Source organism: Pseudomonas lini (genome assembly GCF_030812475.1).
GTDB lineage: Bacteria > Pseudomonadota > Gammaproteobacteria > Pseudomonadales > Pseudomonadaceae > Aquipseudomonas > Aquipseudomonas lini_A.
In genome coordinates, this window is sequence record NZ_JAUSSR010000014.1 from 112,064 (window position 1) to 128,941 (window position 16,878).

The 16,878-nt window shown below is 60.0% G+C and carries 16 protein-coding genes; 12 read left to right on the top strand and 4 right to left on the bottom strand.

What is annotated here, in order from left to right; genetic code table 11:
* Positions 1 to 98 precede the first annotated feature (98 nt).
* The 7 genes from J2W17_RS24645 (at position 99) to pdeM (ending at position 7,735) form a co-directional block, all read left to right on the top strand.
* A complete protein-coding gene (locus tag J2W17_RS24645) occupies positions 99 to 881 on the top strand; it encodes a transporter substrate-binding domain-containing protein (protein ID WP_307340770.1) in 783 nt (260 codons plus the stop codon).
* Between the two features lie 56 nt (positions 882 to 937).
* Positions 938 to 1,666, top strand: coding sequence for an ABC transporter permease (locus J2W17_RS24650; RefSeq protein ID WP_307340772.1), 729 nt, complete (start codon positions 938 to 940; stop codon positions 1,664 to 1,666).
* Positions 1,663 to 2,373, top strand: coding sequence for an ABC transporter permease (locus J2W17_RS24655; RefSeq protein ID WP_307340775.1), 711 nt, complete (start codon positions 1,663 to 1,665; stop codon positions 2,371 to 2,373). The genes J2W17_RS24650 and J2W17_RS24655 overlap by 4 nt, the downstream gene beginning before the upstream one ends.
* A gap of 29 nt (positions 2,374 to 2,402) precedes the next feature.
* Positions 2,403 to 3,521, top strand: coding sequence for a succinylglutamate desuccinylase/aspartoacylase family protein (locus J2W17_RS24660; protein ID WP_307340778.1), 1,119 nt, complete (start codon positions 2,403 to 2,405; stop codon positions 3,519 to 3,521).
* A 13-nt stretch (positions 3,522 to 3,534) separates the two neighbouring features.
* A complete protein-coding gene (locus tag J2W17_RS24665; protein WP_307340781.1) occupies positions 3,535 to 4,299 on the top strand; it encodes an ABC transporter ATP-binding protein in 765 nt (254 codons plus the stop codon).
* A gap of 293 nt (positions 4,300 to 4,592) precedes the next feature.
* Positions 4,593 to 7,079, top strand: coding sequence for a ligase-associated DNA damage response DEXH box helicase (locus tag J2W17_RS24670; RefSeq protein WP_307340784.1), 2,487 nt, complete (start codon positions 4,593 to 4,595; stop codon positions 7,077 to 7,079).
* Positions 7,079 to 7,735 carry a ligase-associated DNA damage response endonuclease PdeM gene (gene pdeM / locus J2W17_RS24675; protein ID WP_307340787.1) on the top strand — a complete coding sequence of 219 codons (657 nt, stop codon included), beginning with the start codon at positions 7,079 to 7,081 and terminating at the stop codon, positions 7,733 to 7,735. The genes J2W17_RS24670 and pdeM overlap by 1 nt, the downstream gene beginning before the upstream one ends.
* 106 nt (positions 7,736 to 7,841) lie before the next feature.
* Here pdeM and J2W17_RS24685 read toward each other — a convergent pair whose 3' ends face one another.
* Together J2W17_RS24685 and dcd are read right to left on the bottom strand one after the other, a co-directional pair.
* On the bottom strand, positions 7,842 to 8,048 hold the full coding sequence (locus J2W17_RS24685) for a hypothetical protein (protein WP_150797509.1): 207 nt from the start codon (positions 8,046 to 8,048) through the stop codon (positions 7,842 to 7,844).
* A gap of 107 nt (positions 8,049 to 8,155) precedes the next feature.
* On the bottom strand, positions 8,156 to 8,722 hold the full coding sequence (gene dcd / locus J2W17_RS24690) for a dCTP deaminase (protein WP_028622498.1): 567 nt from the start codon (positions 8,720 to 8,722) through the stop codon (positions 8,156 to 8,158).
* Between the two features lie 355 nt (positions 8,723 to 9,077).
* On the opposite strand from dcd, the gene J2W17_RS24695 reads away from it, so the two are divergent.
* On the top strand, positions 9,078 to 9,287 hold the full coding sequence (locus tag J2W17_RS24695) for a cold-shock protein (protein ID WP_002554837.1): 210 nt from the start codon (positions 9,078 to 9,080) through the stop codon (positions 9,285 to 9,287).
* Positions 9,288 to 9,570: 283 nt separating this feature from the next.
* Here the strand turns inward: J2W17_RS24695 and J2W17_RS24700 are convergent, their stop codons facing one another.
* Positions 9,571 to 10,578: a DUF481 domain-containing protein gene (locus tag J2W17_RS24700; RefSeq protein WP_307340797.1), complete on the bottom strand. Its 1,008-nt coding sequence runs from the start codon at positions 10,576 to 10,578 to the stop codon at positions 9,571 to 9,573.
* 165 nt (positions 10,579 to 10,743) lie between these two features.
* Here J2W17_RS24700 and J2W17_RS24705 point away from each other — a divergent pair, with 165 nt between their 5' ends.
* The 4 genes from J2W17_RS24705 (at position 10,744) to J2W17_RS24720 (ending at position 15,524) form a co-directional block, all read left to right on the top strand.
* Positions 10,744 to 11,097, top strand: coding sequence for an MGMT family protein (locus J2W17_RS24705; protein ID WP_064676150.1), 354 nt, complete (start codon positions 10,744 to 10,746; stop codon positions 11,095 to 11,097).
* A 44-nt stretch (positions 11,098 to 11,141) separates the two neighbouring features.
* On the top strand, positions 11,142 to 12,695 hold the full coding sequence (locus tag J2W17_RS24710; protein ID WP_307340804.1) for an AmpG family muropeptide MFS transporter: 1,554 nt from the start codon (positions 11,142 to 11,144) through the stop codon (positions 12,693 to 12,695).
* A gap of 142 nt (positions 12,696 to 12,837) precedes the next feature.
* On the top strand, positions 12,838 to 14,553 hold the full coding sequence (locus tag J2W17_RS24715) for a proline--tRNA ligase (protein ID WP_307340805.1): 1,716 nt from the start codon (positions 12,838 to 12,840) through the stop codon (positions 14,551 to 14,553).
* Between the two features lie 17 nt (positions 14,554 to 14,570).
* Positions 14,571 to 15,524, top strand: coding sequence for a hypothetical protein (locus J2W17_RS24720; RefSeq protein ID WP_307340808.1), 954 nt, complete (start codon positions 14,571 to 14,573; stop codon positions 15,522 to 15,524).
* Between the two features lie 143 nt (positions 15,525 to 15,667).
* Here J2W17_RS24720 and dinB read toward each other — a convergent pair whose 3' ends face one another.
* Positions 15,668 to 16,729 carry a DNA polymerase IV gene (gene dinB / locus J2W17_RS24725; RefSeq protein WP_307340810.1) on the bottom strand — a complete coding sequence of 354 codons (1,062 nt, stop codon included), beginning with the start codon at positions 16,727 to 16,729 and terminating at the stop codon, positions 15,668 to 15,670.
* Positions 16,730 to 16,878 lie beyond the last annotated feature (149 nt).

Here is a 16,878-nt window from a genome sequence, read left to right on the forward strand (position 1 = left end):
CTCTGGTTCGGAAATTGCTACTTCCATAGGGTCTTACGCTTTCCAGTAACAATAATTCTGCGCCACAAGCGCTCATATTGGTTTTTAGGGATTGAAGAATGAAAAAAGCATTGCTGACCCTTTCTGCACTGGCGTTGTGCATGGCAGCTGGCTCCACGCTGGCCAAGGAATACAAGGAATTGCGCTTTGGCGTTGACCCTTCCTATGCACCGTTCGAGTCAAAAGCGGCGGACGGTAGCCTGGTGGGCTTCGACATTGATCTGGGCAACGCCATCTGCGCCGAGTTGAAGGTCAAGTGCAAATGGGTCGAAAGCGATTTCGACGGCATGATTCCGGGCCTGAAGGCTAATAAATTCGACGGTGTGATCTCTTCGATGACCGTCACCCCGGCTCGCGAAAAAGTCATCGACTTCTCCGAAGAGCTGTTCTCCGGCCCAACCGCCTATGTATTCAAGAAAGGTTCCGGCCTGAGCGAAGATGTCGCTTCGCTGAAGGGCAAGACCATCGGCTATGAGCAAGGCACCATTCAGGAAGCCTATGCCAAGGCCGTTCTGGACAAGGCCGGGGTGAAAACCCAGGCTTATCAGAACCAGGACCAAGTGTATTCGGACCTGATGTCCGGCCGTCTCGACGGCGCTATCCAGGACATGCTGCAAGCTGAACTGGGCTTCCTGAAGTCGCCAAAAGGCACCGATTACGAAGTCAGCAAGCCGGTTGACAGCGAATTGTTGCCAGCCAAAACAGCGATCGGTATCTCTAAAGGTAACAAAGAGCTGAAGGCACTTTTGGATAAAGGTATCAAAGCGTTACACGACGATGGCACCTATGCCACCATTCAGAAGAAACACTTTGGCGATCTGAACCTGTACAGCGGCAAATAATGCCCGGCGCCCATTTCGCGATGGGCGCTTTTTTCATCCGATCAGGTTGCTGATTTATGTTCGAAAACCTCCTGCAAAATCTGGGGCTCTCAGCCTTCAGCCTCAAGGGCTTCGGTCCGTTGCTGCTGGAAGGCACCTGGATGACCATCAAATTATCGGTATTGTCGCTATTGGTGGCCGTGTTGCTCGGCTTGCTGGGTGCCAGTGCCAAGCTGTCAAAAGTCAAACTGGTGCGGATCCCGGCCCAGCTCTACACCACACTGATCCGCGGCGTGCCGGACCTGGTGCTGATGCTGCTGATCTTCTACAGCCTGCAAACCTGGTTGACGACCTTTACCGATTTCATGGAATGGGAATACATCGAGATCAACCCGTTCAGCGCCGGGGTCATCACCCTGGGCTTCATTTACGGTGCGTATTTCACCGAAACCTTCCGCGGCGCGATCCTCGCGGTGCCACGGGGCCAGGTCGAAGCCGCCACCGCCTATGGCCTCAGACGCGGCCAGCGTTTCCGGATCGTGGTGTTCCCGCAAATGATGCGCTTCGCCCTGCCCGGCATCGGCAACAACTGGATGGTGATGCTCAAGGCCACCGCGCTGGTCTCGATCATCGGCCTCGCCGATCTGGTCAAGGCGGCCCAGGATGCGGGTAAAAGCACCTATCAACTGTTTTACTTCCTGGTGCTCGCCGCGCTGATCTACCTGCTGATCACCAGCGCCTCCAATTTTGTCCTGCGCTGGCTCGAACGCCGCTACGCCGCCGGTTCCCGGGAGGCCGTACGATGATCGAACTCCTGCAGGAATACTGGAGACCTTTCCTCTACACCGACGGCTACAACATCACAGGCCTGGCCATGACCCTGTGGCTGCTCAGTGCTTCGATCTTCATCGGTTTCCTGGTGTCGATCCCGTTGTCTATCGCCCGGGTTTCACCCCACGCCTACATTCGCTGGCCGGTGCAGTTCTATACCTACCTGTTCCGCGGGACGCCGCTGTATATCCAGCTGCTGATCTGCTACACCGGGATCTACAGCCTGGCTGCCGTGCGTGCCCAGCCCGTGCTCGATGCGTTCTTTCGCGATGCGATGAACTGCACGATCCTGGCGTTTGCCCTGAACACCTGCGCCTACACCACGGAGATTTTCGCCGGGGCGATTCGCAGCATGGCCCATGGTGAGGTCGAAGCGGCCAAGGCTTACGGGCTGACAGGCTGGAAGCTGTATGCCTACGTGATCATGCCGTCGGCCCTGCGTCGCTCGTTGCCTTATTACAGCAACGAAGTGATTCTGATGCTGCACTCGACCACCGTGGCGTTCACCGCGACCATCCCCGATGTCCTGAAAGTCGCGCGGGACGCCAACTCGGCGACCTTCCTGACCTTCCAGTCGTTCGGCATCGCCGCGCTGATCTACCTGACCGTTACCTTTGCGCTGGTTGGCCTGTTTCGCCTCGCCGAACGCCGATGGCTGGCATTCCTCGGGCCGACCCACTAGGACCCGCTTTCAGAAATAAAGAGACGAACATGCGCCACCAGATTCATGACCTGCTGGCCCCGCTGCCGGGGACCGCACGACAGATTCACAGCTTCCACTTCGGCCCGCCGTCGGCCAAGGGCAAGATCTACATCCAGTCATCCCTGCACGCCGACGAACTGCCTGGCATGCTGGTGGCCTGGCACCTCAAGCAGCGCCTGGCAGAACTTGAGGCCGACGGCCGCCTGTGCAGCGAAATCGTGCTGGTGCCGGTGGCCAATCCGGTCGGACTGGAGCAGGTGCTGATGGATGTACCCTTGGGCCGTTACGACCTGGAGAGCGGGCAGAACTTCAACCGCTGGTTCGTCGATTTGAGCGAAGAGGTCGGCAATGCGATCGAAGGCCAGCTTGGCGACGATCCGCAGCGCAACCTCGAATTGATCCGCGGCAGCCTGCGCGACGCGCTGGGGCGCCAGAGCGCCGTCACCCAATTGCAGTCCCAGCGCCTGATCCTGCAACGGCTGGCCTGCGATGCCGACGTGGTGCTGGACCTGCATTGCGATTTCGAAGCGGTCGCCCATCTCTACACCACACCCGAAGCCTGGCCGCAGGTCGAGCCGCTGGCCCGTTACATCGGTGCCGAAGCCTGTCTGCTGGCCACCGATTCAGGCGGCCAGTCGTTCGATGAATGCTTCACCCTGCTCTGGTGGCAACTCCAGGAACGCTTTGGCGAACACTTCGATATACCGCAGGGGAGCTTTTCGGTCACCGTCGAGCTGCGCGGCCAGGGCGACGTCAATCACCCGCTGGCCAGCCTCGACTGCCAGGCGTTGATCAACTACCTGACCCACTTCGGTGCGATTGCCGGCAAACCAGCGCCACTGCCGATATTGCCCTACCCTGCCACGCCGCTGGCCGGTGTGGAACCGGTGGCAACCCCCGTCGGCGGACTGCTGGTGTTCATGGCGTTGCCGGGACAGTACCTGGAAGCCGGGCAACTGATCGCCGAAATCATCGACCCGATCAATGATCGCGTCACCCCCGTTCATTGCACCGCCGCCGGCCTGATGTACGCCCGCTCGCTGCGGCGCATGGCCACTGCCGGCATGGTGATCGCGCACGTCGCGGGCGCCGAGGCGTATCGCAGCGGCTATCTACTTTCGCCTTGAGGATGCATGCCCCATGTACAAACTGACCATCGAAGGTCTGCACAAGAGCTATGGCGACCATCATGTGCTCAAAGGCGTTTCGCTCAAGGCCAATACCGGCGACGTCATCAGCCTGATCGGCGCCAGCGGCTCGGGTAAAAGCACTTTTTTGCGCTGTATCAATTTTCTTGAACAACCCAACGAGGGCACCATGAGCCTCGATGGCCAGAACGTTCGCATGGTCAAGGATCGCCACGGCATCCATGTCGCCGATCCCGATGAACTGCAGCGGATCCGTACCCGCCTGGCCATGGTGTTCCAGCATTTCAACCTGTGGAGCCACATGACGGTGCTGGAAAACATCACCATGGCGCCTCGCCGGGTGCTGGGTTGTGACAAGAAAGAAGCCGAAGATCGCGCCCGTCGCTACCTGGACAAGGTCGGTCTGGCGGCGCGGGTGGCCGATCAGTACCCGGCGTTCCTGTCCGGCGGCCAGCAGCAGCGGGTCGCCATTGCCCGCGCACTGGCCATGGAGCCGGAAGTCATGCTGTTCGACGAACCGACCTCGGCGCTCGATCCGGAACTGGTTGGTGAAGTGCTCAAGGTGATCCAGGGCCTGGCTGAAGAAGGCCGGACCATGATCATGGTCACCCATGAAATGAGCTTCGCCCGCAAGGTATCGAGCCAGGTACTGTTTCTGCACCAGGGGCTGGTAGAGGAAGAAGGCGCGCCGGATGAGGTGCTGGGCAATCCGAAAAGTGAACGACTGAAACAATTCCTCAGCGGCAACCTGAAATAGCGCTCGATACCTGTAGGAGCCAGGCTTGCCGACGATGGCGATCTCTGTAGGAGCCAGGCTTGCCAACGATGGCGATCTCTGTAGGAGCCAGGCTTGCCAACGATGGCGATCTCTGTAGGAGCCAGGCTTGCCGGCGAAGGCGATCTCTGTAGGAGCCCGGCTTGCCGGCGATGGCGATCTCAAGGACGCCTTCGCCGGCAAGCCGGGCTCCTACAGGACTGTGTTGTGTCATTAAACCTTTCGTACGCTGCCGTGGTCACTGAAAGAAGACTTTCAGAGCGCACGCCGCCGGCATGGGAATCTCTCCCCACTTCGCAAGACACTGGTTCACCGCTCGCGGCTGGAAGCCGTTCGTCTTTCAGAAACAGGTGTGGGCAGCGATAAAAAACGGACAATCCGGGTTGCTGCATGCCAGCACCGGCGCAGGTAAAACCTATGCCGTGTGGTTGGGTGCGCTCGAACGCTTCGCCCGCGTCACGCCTGCCAGCGATAAACCTCGCAAACGCAAACCGGTCGCCGAACCCTTGACGGTGCTGTGGATAACCCCCATGCGCGCCCTGGCCGCCGATACCGCCCGCGCGCTGGAAGCGCCGTTGCACGACTTGCAGATCCCGTGGAGCATCGGCCTGCGCACCGGCGATACCAGCACCAGCGAACGCGCACGCCAGAGTCGGCGCCTGCCCTCGACACTGATCACCACCCCCGAAAGCCTGACCCTGATGCTGGCCCGCGCCGACGCGTTCACAGCACTGTCGACCTTGCGCATGGTGGTGGTCGACGAATGGCACGAATTGCTCGGCAACAAGCGCGGCGTGCAGCTGCAACTGGCCCTCGCCCGCCTGCGCAGCTGGCACCCGCAGCTGATCGTCTGGGGCGTTTCCGCAACCCTGGGTAATCAGGCCCACGCTGAGCAGGTATTAATCCCACAGGGCGGCGGCATCAACGTCCAGGGTCAAACGTCCAAGGCACTGCAGGTCGACACATTGTTGCCACCAGCCATCGAACGTTTCCCCTGGGCCGGGCACATCGGCTTGAAAATGTTGCCGGCGGTCGTTGCCGAGCTTGAATCCAGCCCCAGCAGCCTGGTGTTCACCAACACCCGTGCGCAATCGGAAATCTGGTTCCTGGCGCTGCTCGAGGCTCGCCCGGACTGGGCAGGGCTGATCGCCCTGCATCACAGCTCGCTGTCCCGGGACACCCGCGACTGGGTCGAACGAGCGCTCAAGGAAGGTCAGCTCAAAGCCGTGGTCTGCACCTCGAGCCTGGACCTGGGCGTGGACTTCCTGCCGGTCGAGCGGGTCCTGCAGATCGGCTCGGCCAAAGGCGTGGCGCGGTTGATGCAGCGTGCCGGGCGTTCCGGCCACGCGCCGGGCCGGGTTTCGCGTGTGACGCTGGTACCCACGCACAGCCTCGAATTGATCGAAGCCGCCGCGGCACAGGATGCGGTGGCGCAACGGCGGATCGAACCCCGGGAGTCACCGCACAAGCCGCTGGATGTGCTGGTTCAGCACTTGGTGAGCATGGCCTTGGGCGGCGGGTTCCTGCCCGATGAGTTGTACGAAGAAGTGCGCGGCGCCTGGGCTTATCGTGATCTCACACCGCAGGATTGGACCTGGGCCCTGGCGTTCGTGCGCCACGGCGGGCTTTCCCTGACGACTTATCCGGACTATCGCCGGGTCGAACCGGATGAGGACGGAGTCTGGCGCGTGCCGGACGCGCGATTGGCCCGACGGCATCGCATGAGCATCGGCACCATTGTCAGCGACGCGAGCATCCAGCTGAAGTTCTGGAGCAAGGGTGGCGGTGGCAAGCAATTGGGCAGTGTCGAAGAAGGCTTTATCGCAAGACTCAGGCCTGGGGATGGATTTCTGTTTGCCGGACGTTTGCTGGAGCTGGTCCGGGTGGAAAACATGACGGCTTATGTCAAACGCAGCGCCACGAGAAAAGCCGCGGTGCCGCGCTGGAATGGTGGGCGCATGCCGTTGTCCAGCGAGTTGGCGTACGCCGTGGTGGCGCGCTTCAGTGCCGCGGATCAGGGCGCCTTTATCGGCCCGGAAATGCAGGCCCTGCGCCCGTTGTTAGCGGTACAGAAACGTTGGTCCGGGCTACCCACCGAGACCAGCCTGCTGGCCGAGGTGCTCAAATCCCGCGAAGGCTGGCACCTGTTCCTCTACCCCTTTGCCGGACGCCAGGTGCATTTGGGCCTGGCGAGCCTGCTGGCATGGCGGGTCAGTCAACGGCTGGCCGTCACCTTTTCGATCGCGGTCAACGATTACGGCCTGGAACTGCTCAGCGCCACCTGCGTGGATTGGTCGACGCAGCTGGATTCGCACCTGTTGAGCCCTGACTTTTTGTTGAAGGACGTCCTCGCCAGCCTGAATGCCGGCGAGCTGGCGTTGCGCCGATTCAGGGAAATCGCGCGCATCGCCGGGCTGGTGTTCGCCGGCTACCCTGGCGCGCCGAAAAGCACGCGTCAGGTTCAGGCATCGAGCGGTCTGTTCTTTGAAGTGTTCAAGCAATACGACGCCGGCAATCTGCTGCTGGCCCAGGCCGGGGAAGAAGTCCTGCGCGAGGAACTGGATATCCATCGTCTGGAACGGACCCTGGAGCGGCTCAATCGCCTGCAATTGGACCTGCATCATATTAAGCGCCCTACCCCCCTCGGGTTTCCGCTGCTGGTGGAACGCATGCGCGAAAGCATGAGCTCGGAAAAACTCGCCGACCGCATCAGACGCATGGTCAACGACCTCGAGAAAACCGCCGAAACAGGGAAAGCCTGATGAGTACGCCCTATCCGGTCCGCCTGGCGGGTGAAGATCTCTGGTTGTTGCCAGAAAAGGCGATTTACTGGCCAGCGCAACAGGCGTTGTTGGTCGCCGATGTGCATTTCGGCAAGGCCGCCGCTTATCGCAGCCTCGGGCAACCGGTGCCGCAGGGCACCACCGCCAGCAATATCGCCGTGTTAACCGGGTTACTCGCAACCCTGCCCTGTCGGCAGCTGATTTTTCTCGGGGATTTCCTGCACGGTCCCGGGTCCCACGCGAAAGCCACGCTAAGCGCGTTAGCCGAGTGGCGAGACCAGCACCGCGACTTGCCCATGACGCTGATCCGCGGCAACCATGACAAGCGCGCCGGCGACCCGCCCGTTTCGCTGAATATTCGAGTGGTGCCCGAGCCTTTGCTGCTGGGACCGTTCGCCTTGCAGCATGAGCCGACCCCTCACGGGAGTCGGCACGTACTGGCCGGGCATGTGCACCCCGTCTACCGATTGACCGGCCGGGGTCGACAAAGCTTGCGCCTGGCCTGCTTCCGGCTCGGCGACGAGATCAGCCTGCTACCTGCCTTCGGCGCGTTTACCGGCGGTTATCAGATACAGCAAGATGACACTTGCAGGGTATTCGTCATCGGCGACAACGAAATCTGGCCAGTCGTGTAGGAGCGAGCTTGCTCGCGAAAAACTCCAATCCGCCGCGGGGTGTCAGGCTTGTCGCGTTATCGTTGACGACCATCGCGAGCAAGCTCGCTCCTACAATGATCAATGATCAGGCAACAGGCGCGGGTGGCGGCTCATCCGGCAGGGTTGGCTCTCCCGGTTCCGTCGGTTGTTCGTTGGGGGTATCGGGATCGGGTTGACCGGGGATGCCCCCCGCCATGACAGGCGGGTGCGCCAACAAGGACCAGGCCAAGACGCCAACCTGATTGGGCTCAAGCCTTGCCAGCTCGGCACTTATTCGCGGATCGATCTTCATGGGACACTCCTTAGCAATGGCCTCGTCCGCTGTGCGCGAACCGGGCAGTACACCCAATAGAGTGTCTACCCGCCCAGGAATTCCCACCGGCAACCCGATGAAATGAATCAGGTGCGTGGCAAAGTGACGCCGCGCTGCCCCTGATACTTGCCGCCACGGTCCTTGTAGGAAACTTCACACTCTTCGTCGGATTCGAAAAACAGCATCTGCGCCACGCCTTCATTGGCGTAGATTTTCGCCGGCAGCGTAGTGGTGTTGGAGAATTCCAGGGTCACATGGCCTTCCCACTCAGGCTCGAGCGGGGTCACGTTAACGATAATGCCGCAACGGGCGTAAGTGCTTTTACCCAGGCAGATGGTCAGCACGTTTCGAGGAATGCGAAAAAACTCCACGGTGCGCGCCAGGGCGAAGGAGTTCGGCGGGATGATGCACACGTCGCTCTTGACGTCGACGAAGCTCTTTTCGTCGAAGTTCTTCGGATCGACGGTCGCCGAATTGATGTTGGTGAACACTTTGAATTCATCGGCGCAACGCACGTCGTAGCCGTAGCTCGACACACCGTAGGAAATCACGCGCTCGGCGCCTTCGCCACGCACCTGGCGCTCGACGAAAGGTTCGATCATGCCGTGCTCTTGCGCCATGCGGCGAATCCACTTGTCCGATTTGATGCTCATGGCGGGTGTCCTGAATAGCGAGGTGGAAAAATTCTGTCCGGCATCTTACCGGGCGCGCCGCCGGGATCAAAGTCCGAGGCCATATTCTCGGCGCCAAGCCCCTTGATTTGCGGACCTTCAGCGCAGAACAGTGCACCGTCAGTCACGAAAACAGAGAAACCTTCGCAAGAAACATTGGCACGTTCCGGAAAAAGGGTTAAGGTGGCGCCACTGTGCTGCTTGTGTCACTGAGAATCTCTACACGATATGTTGAATTTCGATCCAACCATCTACAAGAATTTTTCCTGCTCTTTGCACTCAGTCTCGGCCAGGGTTCTTCCTGCGTCGCAGTTATCTTTGTTCAAGGAGTTACACCATGTCTAATCGCCAAACCGGTACCGTTAAGTGGTTCAACGATGAAAAAGGCTTCGGCTTCATCACTCCACAATCCGGTGACGACCTGTTCGTTCACTTCAAAGCTATCCAATCCGACGGCTTCAAAAGCCTGAAAGAAGGCCAACAGGTTTCTTTCATCGCTACCCGCGGTCAGAAAGGCATGCAAGCTGAAGAAGTTCAAGTTATCTAACTTGTACTTGCTTTAGTAAAAAGCCCCGCCCTCAAAAGCGGGGCTTTTTTGTGCCCGTACGTTTTTGCCGGAGAGATCACTTTCGATTGTGTTGACGCCATCGCAATCCGACTTGAGCTATTGCCATTCAGTTAAGCGAAAGTGTAGGAGCGAGCTTGCTCGCGAAAAACCCGAAGCCGCCGCAGGGCATCAGGTTGGTCGCGTTATCGTTAACGACCATCGCGAGCAAGCTTGCTCCTACAGTAAGGCTTGCCCGCGATCGGTTCGTAATGAGGAGCGACGGTTACCAGGTAACGCCAAAACCTGCCGTATAACGCGTCTTGCTCAGGTCAGCCTCATCGCTACCCTTGATGATGTCTCTCTCGGCCTTCAGGTTCAACGACGCCCAATCCGTGACCTTGTAGCGCAGCCCAACCTCGGCATCCAGCGCATAATCGGCCACGTTACCCAGCGGCTTGCCCACCTCGCCATTGGTGAAGAACTCCACTTTCTTGCCGACCAGGTAGCGGTTGTAGTCCCACTTCATGGCGACCGAATAGAAGTTGTCCTTGCCACCATCGGCGTATTCGTAATCGGTGCGGTTGAGCAGCGAGCCCAGGGAGAATGCACCCAGCTCGTCATCCCAGAACTGATAACCGGGACCGGTACCGACCGTGCGCTGACGGGCAAGGTCTTCGACCTTGTCACGCTTGTATACCAGGCGACCCTGCCAGAACCATTTGTCGGTCAGGAAGCGGTCGAGGGAGTACTCGCCGCGCCAGTTGTCCGTGGTGACCACGTCGTCCTGGAATTCGCGGTTGTACTCGCCTTCCGCGGTGTGACGCCATCTGCCGTGGCGGGCACTGGTCTTGAAGTCGACGTCGTAATCATCGGTGTCTTTTTCCGCGCGCTGATAATCCAGCGCCACATCGACATTACCCTTCCACACGAGATCTTCGACCACCGGCTTGGGCTTGAGCATCTGCTGGATACTGGCCAGCTCCACGGTCTTGGGACCGTCGCCGTTGGCAAGGGTCACCTTGCCGTCTTCCGCCGCATGCAGCGCCTTGGCCTTTTCGCCGGTGTAGGCATCCTGCTTGACCAGCAATTGCTGATCGCTTTCCAGGGTTTTGACTTGCTTCCAGTCGATCGGGACCGCGCCGGCATACTCGGTCTGGATCAGCAGCTTGCCACCGTCGAACAAAGTGATCTTGCCGCTCAGTTTGTCACCGTTCTTCAACCAGACGGTGTCGGCAAGCAAGGGTGTGGAAGCAGTGAAGACAGCGAGGCACAGCAGGGTTCTGGACACCATAAGCAAAAACAGGCTCAAGATTGCGAAAAAAAGTCGGCATTATCCATAGGAATAAGACCCCAGCAAGCACTGACCCGACTATTTCTATTGAGTTCATTTCTCAATTGCAGATCCAGGCATTACTCTACAGACGGTAATGCGAATTTCTTCCAGGAAACTGCGGACGTGACCGACTCAACCGCCGAACACCAAACCCCGGCGCAAATCCGACGCACGGCGCTCTATCTGACCCTGGCGCAAGTGCCCGCGGGCAAAGTCGTGAGTTACGGCCAACTCGCCGAGCTGGCCGGGCTGGGTCGTGCCGCCCGCTGGGTCGGCCGGACACTGAGTCAACTGCCCCCTGACAGCAAATTGCCCTGGCACCGCGTGCTCGGTGCCGGTGGGCGCATCAGCCTGCCGGTGGGCAGTGTTTCAGGGGATGAACAGCGGGCGCGTTTGCGCATGGAAGGCATCAGTGTCCAGAATAATCGTGTTGATATTCAGCGCCATGGCTGGCGCCCGGTAGAGCACAGCGGTTAGAGTGCGCGCTTTGTTTCCGTAATTCTTGAGGCAGACTCCAGCCCATGCCCCGTAAAACCTGGCGCGCCGCGCTCGCCGCCTATGCCAGCCCTTCAACGCTTGTGCTGTTGTTGCTTGGTTTCGCCGCCGGCCTACCCTACATGCTGGTGTTTTCGACACTTTCAGTCTGGCTGCGTGAAGCCGGCGTGGCTCGCGAAACCATCGGCTATGCAAGCCTGATCGGTCTGGCCTACGCCTTTAAATGGGTCTGGTCACCGCTGCTCGATCAATGGCGCCTGCCACTGCTCGGCAAGCTCGGTCGACGCCGCTCCTGGCTGGTGCTCTCCCAGGCACTGGTAATTCTCGGCTTGATCGGGATGGGTTTCTGCGACCCGCAAAAGCATTTGTCCTGGCTGATCGCTATCGCCGTGGTCGTCGCCTTCGCCTCGGCGACACAAGACATCGCGGTCGACGCCTATCGCCTGGAAATCGCCGAAGACAGCCGCCAGGCCGCGCTGGCCGCCAGTTACATGTCCGGCTACCGGATTGCCGCGCTGCTGGCCACCGCCGGCGCGCTGTTCTTTGCCGAAGGCTTCGGCTCCACTGGCTTCAATTACCAGCATTCGGCCTGGGCCGGCACTTACATCCTGTTCGGCGCCTTGATGGTCCCGGCGCTGCTGACGTCCTTGTTCATGCGCGAGCCGCCCGTACCGTTACGCACGCAACTGCAGGCCGGGCGCTACAGCTTTGTGCATCAACTGGCCTCGGTCTTCGTGTTGATCGTGCTGCTGGTCTCCGTCCCGGCCCTGTTCACTCAGCTCTACAACACCGACTTCGCCAGCGTGCTGTTCCAGGACGAAAGCCTGCTCGACCTGCTGCTCGAAGACCGCGCATTCCTGCGAGCGATCCTCTACATCACCCTGACCGCGCTGTGCCTGTCATCCATGGGCCGCCGCGGCCTGGCGCCGGTGCTGACGCCGGTCAACGACTTCATTTTGCGGTACCGCTGGCAGGCGCTGCTGCTGCTCGGGCTGATCGCCACCTACCGGATGTCCGACACGGTCATGGGCGTGATGGCCAACGTGTTCTACATCGACCAGGGGTTCACCAAGGATCAGATCGCCAGCGTCAGCAAAATCTTCGGCCTGATCATGACCCTGGTCGGCGCCGGCATGGGCGGCCTGTTGATCGTGCGCTTCGGCATCCTGCCGATCCTGTTCATCGGCGGGATCACCTCGGCCGGTACCAACCTGCTGTTCCTGATGCTCGCCGACATGGGCGCCAACCTGAATATGCTGATCGGCACTATCTCCCTGGACAACTTCAGCTCGGGCCTGGCGACTTCGGCATTCGTCGCCTACCTGTCGAGCCTCACCAACCTCAAGTTCTCCGCCACCCAGTACGCGCTGCTCAGCTCGATCATGCTGCTGCTGCCACGCCTGATCGGCGGCTACTCAGGGGTGATGGTGGAGAAATACGGTTACCACGATTTCTTCCTGATTACCGCGCTGCTGGGCGTTCCGACACTGGTGTTGATCGCCGTGCACTGGTACCAGGAGAACCGCCGCGCCGGTCCGACGCCGGAGCCGGTGCCGACCCAGGTAGCGGAGGAATCCTAGGCTTTTTACGTAGGAAATTTCGCAAAGGGCGCGTCGATTTCCGCCCTTTGCCACCCCACCGACCGCACGCCTGTACGCCAGAAGATCTCGCCCGTACAATGCTCCGTCATTTCACGTCATCAGCAACCGACAACGGCCAACCATGCGCACCAGTCAATTTTTGCTCGCCACACAGAAAGAAACGCCTTCCGATGCGGTCGTGATCAGCCATCAGCTGATGCTGCGCGCCGGCATGATCCGCAAACTCGCCTCCGGCCTGTACACCTGGCTGCCGATGGGCTTGCGAGTGATGCGCAAGGTCGAGGCCATCGTTCGCGAAGAAATGAACGCCGCGGGCGCTCTTGAAGTGTTGATGCCGAGCACGCAACCGGCTGAGCTGTGGCAGGAATCCGGGCGCTGGGAAGAATACGGCCCGGAATTGCTGCGTTTCAAGGATCGCCACGGCCGCGACTTCTGCGCCGGCCCGACCCACGAAGAAGTGATCACCGACCTGATGCGCAACGAGTTGAGCAGCTACAAACAGCTGCCGATCAACCTGTATCAGATCCAGACCAAATTCCGTGACGAAATCCGCCCACGCTTCGGTTTGATGCGCGGTCGCGAATTCATCATGAAGGACGCCTATTCCTTCCATGCCGACCAGCCTTCGCTGCAGGTCACGTATGACCGCATGTACCAGGCGTACTGCAATGTGTTCACTCGCCTGGGCCTGAAGTTCCGTGCGGTCGAAGCCGACAACGGCTCCATCGGCGGCGCCGGCTCCCACGAGTTCCATGTACTGGCCGAATCCGGCGAAGACGATATCGTCTTCAGCAACGGTTCCGACTACGCCGCCAACATCGAGAAAGCCGAAGCCGTGCCGCGGGAAACGTCCCGTCCAGCCCCCGCCGAACAGTTGCGCCTGGTCGACACGCCGAACGCCAAGACCATCGCGCAACTGGTCGAAGGCTTCAACCTGCCGATCGAAAAGACCATCAAGACCCTGGTGGTTCACGCCGAAGAGCCAGGCAAGTTGATTGCCCTGATCATCCGCGGCGACCACGAGCTGAACGAAATCAAGGCCGCCAACCAGCCAGGCGTCGCCAGCCCGCTGGTGATGGCGTCCGAAGCCGAACTGCGCGACGCGATTGGCGCCGGTGCCGGCTCCCTCGGCCCGCTGAACCTGCCGCTGCCGATCATCATCGACCGTTCCGTCGAACTGATGAGCGATTTCGGTATCGGTGCCAACATCGACGACAAGCACTACTTCGGCGTGAACTGGGAACGTGACCTGCCGGTTCCGACCGTGGCCGACCTGCGTAACGTCGTGGCCGGCGACCCAAGCGCAGATGGCAAGGGTATCCTGGAAATCAAGCGCGGCATCGAAGTCGGGCACATCTTCCAGCTGGGCAACAAATACAGCAAAGCGATGAAGTGCGAAGTGCTGGGGGAGAACGGCAAGCCGGTGACCCTGGAAATGGGCTGCTATGGCATTGGCGTGTCCCGCGTGGTGGCCGCGGCCATCGAGCAGAACAACGACGCAAACGGCATCATCTGGAGCGATAACCTGGCACCCTTCCAGGTCGCTCTGGTGCCCCTGCGCTATGAAACCGAACAGGTTCGCGAAGCCACCGACAAGCTGTACGCAGAATTGACTGCCGCCGGCTTCGAAGTGCTGCTGGACGATCGCGACAAGAAAACCAGCCCGGGCATCAAGTTCGCGGACATGGAACTGATCGGCATCCCTCACCGGATCGTGGTCAGTGACCGCGGCCTCGCTGATGGCAATCTGGAATACAAGAGCCGCACCGAGCCCGAGGCGCAAGCGCTGCCGGTCGCTGACGTGCTGTCCTTCCTCCAGGCCCGTATCCGCCGCTGACCCCAGATAGAGAAGTCATGTTCAAGCGAAACACCTTAGGCCTCGGTGGTGCCGCCTTGTGCGGCACCCTGCTGGTCAGCGGCTGTGCCAATCACATGTCGCAACGCAGCGAGCACGAGGAACGTGTCGAGCGCAAATTGCTCGATCACAGCCTGCAGATCGATGTCGGCGAGCCCAAGGTGCTTGAGCTGCCGCAGCGGCGGGTGAAAATCCACGAGCAGAAGACCTTCGAAGTCACCGAATTCGAAGTCACGCGCCACTATGATCGCTACACGCCGTACCAACCCTGGCGGGAGATCTATGAGATTCCGCTGGGCGCGGTGGCGGTGGTGGGCGGTGTCGGCGCCAACGTGGTCAACGTGTTCGCCCTCGGCAACCTTCCGGACAGTGTGACCCGGGACTGGTTCAGCTACGGTTTCGCCGGGCTCAACCCGTTCATGAATGCGCAGTCCAATGGTCGCGCACAGCAGAACCTGGCCGGCATCGACGAAGTCCAGCTGGACAAGCGCACCGAGTACTCGAGCCTGCCTTGGAGCGAGCGTCCGGTCGAGGTCAAGGCCGGCAAGGAAACCTTCCAGCTCAATACAGACAAAAACGGCATTTTGCGCGTTAACCTGCTGGACAGCCCGTTCGCCGAACATGACATCAATCATCTGAGCCGTCTGTTGATCACTGTCGCAGACGCCCAGGACGACGTGCACTCCGACTCGTCCCTGGCGGTCAGCAGTGGATTGCGCGGCAAGCTGCTCGAAGCGCACGGGCTGATTTACGACGACCTCGAAGATGACGAAGTGAGTCAGTGGGTGCACCGGGTCAAGCGTCTGTCGGAGCTGGGCCTGGAAGAAGAAGCCACGGAGCTGGAGCAGAGCCTGATCGAACTGACCCGCAACGATCCGGAGTTGCAGGCCGAGTTCCTCAAGTCATTGACCAAGGATGGCGGGCGACTGGTGGCGAATCCGGGACCGAATTAAAGCAAAAGCTTCGTCGGAACGCCTTCGCGAGCAAGCCCGCTCCCACATTTAACCGCATTCTATCTGTAAGAACGCGGTCCCCTGTGGGAGCGGGCTTGCTCGCGAAGGCGGCTTCACATTCACCACCACATCCTTCCCTGCCACTACCGCTCAAACAACTCCATCTGCTCAAACCCACCCCGTAAATCCTCCAGCCTGACCCCTATCCCCAACAACCGCACCGGCTTCCCGCCGCGATTGAACGCCTGGGTCAGCAACAGCTGATAACTCCCCAGGTCCCGCCCTGCCCCCGCCTGTTCCAGCGTGGTCTGGGTAAAGTCATGGAATTTCACTTTGACGAACGGCTTGCCCGGCCGATAACTGCTGTCGATGCGCGCCATGCGTCCGGCCAGGGTCTCCAGCAGCTCGGGTAATTTGTCCAGGCAGCTCACCAGATCCGGCAGATCCACGTCGTAGGTATTTTCCACACTGATCGACTGGCGACGACTGTCGTTGTGCACCAGACGGTCGTCGATCCCGCGCGCCAGGCTCCAGAGCCGCTCACCAAAGCTGCCGAATTCGCGCACCAGCGCCAACTTGTCCCATTCGCGCAAATGCGAGCAGTCGAGGATACCGAGCCGCCCCAGCTTGTCGGCCGTTACCTTACCCACCCCGTGCAGTTTGCTCACAGGTAAACCGCTGACAAAGTCCTCCACCTGATCCGGTGTAATGACAAACAGGCCGTTGGGTTTCTTCCAGTCGCTGGCGATCTTGGCGAGAAACTTGTTCGGCGCCACGCCGGCCGAGACAGTGATGTGCAACTGATTGGACACCCGGCGCCGGATATCCTGGGCAATGCGGGTGGCGCTGCCACCGAAATGCGCGCAGTCCGACACATCAAGGTAGGCCTCATCGAGGGAAAGCGGCTCGATCAAGTCGGTGTAATCGCGAAAGATCGTGTGAATTTCCTTTGACGCTTCTCTATAGGCGTCCATGCGCGGCTTGACGATGGTCAGGTCCGGGCACAGTTTCAAGGCGTGCCCGGACGACATGGCCGAACGCACGCCATATGCCCGCGCTTCATAATTGCAGGTGGCGATCACACCCCGCCGATCCGCCGACCCACCTACCGCCAGCGGTTTCCCCGCCAGGCGCGGGTCGTCACGCATCTCGATGGCGGCGTAGAAACAGTCACAATCGACGTGAATGATTTTTCGCTGGGTCATATAAAAGCGGTATTCATGGCAAAGAAATGGGGGTCATGGGCTGCCGGACAGGCAGTATCTCACTGACACCTGTATATAGCACCAGTACTCCGAATGTTCTTTTCCATATGTAGGAAAAGTACCTGATGAATTTAACTTCTCTATCGCAC

What these genes read in the sequence shown, in the direction of transcription:
- J2W17_RS24645 (WP_307340770.1), top strand. Translation starts at nt 99, where the DNA reads ATGAAAAAAGCATTGCTGACCCTTTCTGCACTGGCGTTGTGCATGGCA.
- J2W17_RS24650 (WP_307340772.1), top strand. Translation starts at nt 938, where the DNA reads ATGTTCGAAAACCTCCTGCAAAATCTGGGGCTCTCAGCCTTCAGCCTC.
- J2W17_RS24655 (WP_307340775.1), top strand. Translation starts at nt 1,663, where the DNA reads ATGATCGAACTCCTGCAGGAATACTGGAGACCTTTCCTCTACACCGAC.
- J2W17_RS24660 (WP_307340778.1), top strand. Translation starts at nt 2,403, where the DNA reads ATGCGCCACCAGATTCATGACCTGCTGGCCCCGCTGCCGGGGACCGCA.
- J2W17_RS24665 (WP_307340781.1), top strand. Translation starts at nt 3,535, where the DNA reads ATGTACAAACTGACCATCGAAGGTCTGCACAAGAGCTATGGCGACCAT.
- J2W17_RS24670 (WP_307340784.1), top strand. Translation starts at nt 4,593, where the DNA reads ATGGGAATCTCTCCCCACTTCGCAAGACACTGGTTCACCGCTCGCGGC.
- pdeM (WP_307340787.1), top strand. Translation starts at nt 7,079, where the DNA reads ATGAGTACGCCCTATCCGGTCCGCCTGGCGGGTGAAGATCTCTGGTTG.
- J2W17_RS24685 (WP_150797509.1), bottom strand. Translation starts at nt 8,048, where the DNA reads ATGAAGATCGATCCGCGAATAAGTGCCGAGCTGGCAAGGCTTGAGCCC.
- dcd (WP_028622498.1), bottom strand. Translation starts at nt 8,722, where the DNA reads ATGAGCATCAAATCGGACAAGTGGATTCGCCGCATGGCGCAAGAGCAC.
- J2W17_RS24695 (WP_002554837.1), top strand. Translation starts at nt 9,078, where the DNA reads ATGTCTAATCGCCAAACCGGTACCGTTAAGTGGTTCAACGATGAAAAA.
- J2W17_RS24700 (WP_307340797.1), bottom strand. Translation starts at nt 10,578, where the DNA reads ATGGTGTCCAGAACCCTGCTGTGCCTCGCTGTCTTCACTGCTTCCACA.
- J2W17_RS24710 (WP_307340804.1), top strand. Translation starts at nt 11,142, where the DNA reads ATGCCCCGTAAAACCTGGCGCGCCGCGCTCGCCGCCTATGCCAGCCCT.
- J2W17_RS24715 (WP_307340805.1), top strand. Translation starts at nt 12,838, where the DNA reads ATGCGCACCAGTCAATTTTTGCTCGCCACACAGAAAGAAACGCCTTCC.
- J2W17_RS24720 (WP_307340808.1), top strand. Translation starts at nt 14,571, where the DNA reads ATGTTCAAGCGAAACACCTTAGGCCTCGGTGGTGCCGCCTTGTGCGGC.
- dinB (WP_307340810.1), bottom strand. Translation starts at nt 16,729, where the DNA reads ATGACCCAGCGAAAAATCATTCACGTCGATTGTGACTGTTTCTACGCC.